The following is a 2,864-nucleotide window of genomic DNA, read 5'->3' as shown; positions in this document are numbered from 1 at the left end:
CAGCGCCTTGGACAGGCTCGGCCAGGACAGGCCGACCCGCACCGTGGCATCGGCGAAATGCCTGGCGAGCAGGCGCGCGGTGCCGAGCGCCCTGTCCTGTTCCTGCGGGTGTTGCAGGATCAGCAGCGACAATCGGTTTTCAATCGGGGTGACGCTGTCGCAGATGCACAACGGCATCGGCTTCTGGCAATGCGGGCATTCGGGGATCGGCTCGGCAGCAGCCGTGTCTTGCGGGTTCGACATGGGCGCCGCTATACGCTTGATGCGGCCCTTCAACAACCTATTCCGCGGGCGCAGCCAGCGGGCGCCGCGCGGACCGCCGCCGCAGGCGGTCGATCAGCAGGTAGATCACGGGCGTGGTGTAGAGCGTCAGGATCTGCGAGACGAACAGGCCGCCGATGATGGTGATGCCGAGCGGACGGCGCAGCTCCGTGCCGGGGCCGGTCGCCACCACGAGCGGAATGCCGGCGAACAGCGCCGCCATGGTCGTCATCAGGATCGGGCGGAAGCGCGCCTGGCAGGCCTCGAAGATCGCCTCCGCCGAGGACAGGCCGCGCTGGCGTTCGGCGTCGAGCGCAAAATCGACCATCATGATGCCGTTCTTCTTGACGATGCCGATCAAGAGGATGATGCCGACGAAGGCGATCACGGTCAGCGGCGTGTTGGTGAGCTGCAGGGCGAGCAGCGCCCCTAACCCGGCCGAGGGCAGCGTCGAGATGATCGTGAGCGGATGGGCGAGGCTCTCATAGAGCACCCCGAGCACGATATACATCGCCACCAGCGCGCCGAGGATCAGAAGCGGCTGACGGCCGCTGGTCTTGGCGAAGTCTCCGGCATTGCCGTCGAAGCTGCCGCGGATGCCCTCGGGCATGTGCAGCTCCTCAACCGCCTGCTGGATGTTTTGCGTCGCCGCCTGAAGCTGCACGTCCGGCAGCAGGTTGAACGACACCGTCGTCGAGGGGAACGACTGCGAGTGATAGACCGCGAGCGCGGCGAGGCCGCGCGTCGCGTGCACGACGGCCGACAGCGGCACCTGCGCATTGCCTGCGCCCGCGACGAAGATGCGTTCGAGGTTGGAGGGATCGACCTGGAATTTCGGATCGATCTCCAGCACGGTCATGTACTGGTTGCGCTGGGTGTAGATGATCGAGATTTGCCGCTGCGAGAAGGCATTGTTCAGCGCGTTGTCGATGTCCTGAACCCTGACGCCGAGCGCCGAGGCCTTCTGGCGGTCGATCGACAAGGTCAGTTGAAGCCCGCCGGGGTCGCGATCGCTGGAGATGTCGGTGATCCCCTCGACGCTCTCCATGCGCTTGGCGACGATCGGCGCCCACTTCTGCAGCAGACTGAGGTCGGTGCTAGTCAGCGTGTACTGGTAGTCGGAATCGCTCTGCCGCCCGCCGGCACGGACGTCCTGGGCGGCGAACATGAAGAGGCGGATGCCGGGCACGGGGTACAACGCGCGCCTGAGCCGGTCGATCACGACCTGGGTCGAAACGTGTTCGCGCTCCTCCGGCGGCTTCAGGCTGATGAACATGGTGCCGCGGTTCGAGGTCGCTCCCCCCGGCCCGCCTCCGCTGCCAACCGTTGAGCCGATGCCCGCCACAGCCGGATCCTGCATCACGATGTCGGCGAGCCGCTGCTGGAGGCTAAGCATCGACTGGAACGAGATATCCGCCGAGGCGCGCGTCGCCCCGATGACGAAGCCGGAATCATCGGTCGGAAAATAGCCCTTGGGGACCTTGATGTAGAGCGTCACGGTGAGGCCGATGGTGGCGAAGAACACCAGCAGTGTCGCCAGCGGGTAGTCCAGCACGGTGCGCAAGGTTCGGCTGTAGAAGGCGATAATGCGCGACAGCGAGCCCTCGATCAGCCGATCGAACAGGGTCGCCGTGCCGGACGTGGTCTGGCGGATGTAATGGGCGCAGATCATCGGCGTCACCGTGAGCGACACCAGCGTCGAGACCAGGATGGCGAAGGTCAGCGTCAGCGAGAATTCACGCAGCAGGCGGCCGACGATTCCGTCCATGAAGATCAGCGGCGTGAACGCCGCGATCAACGACAGGCTGATCGAGACCACGGTGAAGCCGATCTGCTTGGCGCCCTCCAGCGCCGCCTGGAACGGCCGCATGCCGTGTTCGAGATTGCGGAACATGTTCTCGATCATGACGATGGCGTCGTCGACCACGAAGCCGACGGAGATGGCGAGCGCCATCAGCGACAGATTGTCGATCGAGAAGCCCGCGACCCACATCCCGGCGCAGGTACCGGCCAGCGCCAGCGGGACCGAGATGCCGGCCGCGATCGTCGGCGTCAGCCGCCGCAGGAACACGAACACGACGACCATCACGAGGATGGCGGTTGCCAGCAGCGTCCACTGCATGTCCAGGACGCTGGCGCGGATCGTGCTGGTGCGATCGACCAGGGTGGAAATGTCCACGCCGGCCGGGATCCATTGCTTCAGCTCGGGGATCAGCGCCTTCACGCGGTCGACGGTGTCGATGACGTTGGCATCGCCCTGCTTGGTGATCTGGATCAGCACCGCCGGCTGCTTGTTGAACCAGGCGATCGAGCGGGCGTTGCGGACCGAGTCCTCGATGTCGGCGACGTCGGAGAGCCGGACGAAATTGCCGTTGGAGCTCTTGATGACGATGTCGCGGAACTCTTTCGCCGTGCGCATCTGCTTGTTCAGCGACAGCGTCTCGCTCTGGCGCTCGCCGTTGAAGATGCCGACGGGACCAAGCGGATTGGCGTTGACGATTGCGGTCCGCACGTCGTCGGTGGCGATGCCGGCGTTCGACAGCGCAACGGGATTGAGCTGCACCCGCACGGCCGGCTGGTCGGCGCCGCTGACCGTCACGTCG

Annotated in this window: 2 protein-coding genes; both read right to left on the bottom strand. The window is 65.5% G+C overall.

The annotated features are described in order from the left end of the window. Positions 1-243 (bottom strand): DTW domain-containing protein (locus tag MOV75_RS33160; RefSeq protein ID WP_247007434.1); only part of this gene is annotated, 243 nt, incomplete at its 3' end. A 37-nt stretch (positions 244-280) separates the two neighbouring features. After that, on the bottom strand, positions 281-2,864 hold a 2,584-nt coding region (locus MOV75_RS33155; protein ID WP_247007433.1), incomplete at its 5' end, for an efflux RND transporter permease subunit.

Source organism: Bradyrhizobium sp. PRIMUS42, assembly GCF_023006515.1.
Taxonomy (GTDB): domain Bacteria; phylum Pseudomonadota; class Alphaproteobacteria; order Rhizobiales; family Xanthobacteraceae; genus Bradyrhizobium.
Note: the sequence above shows the minus strand (reverse complement) of the source record. Positions and strands in the feature narration are given on the sequence as shown.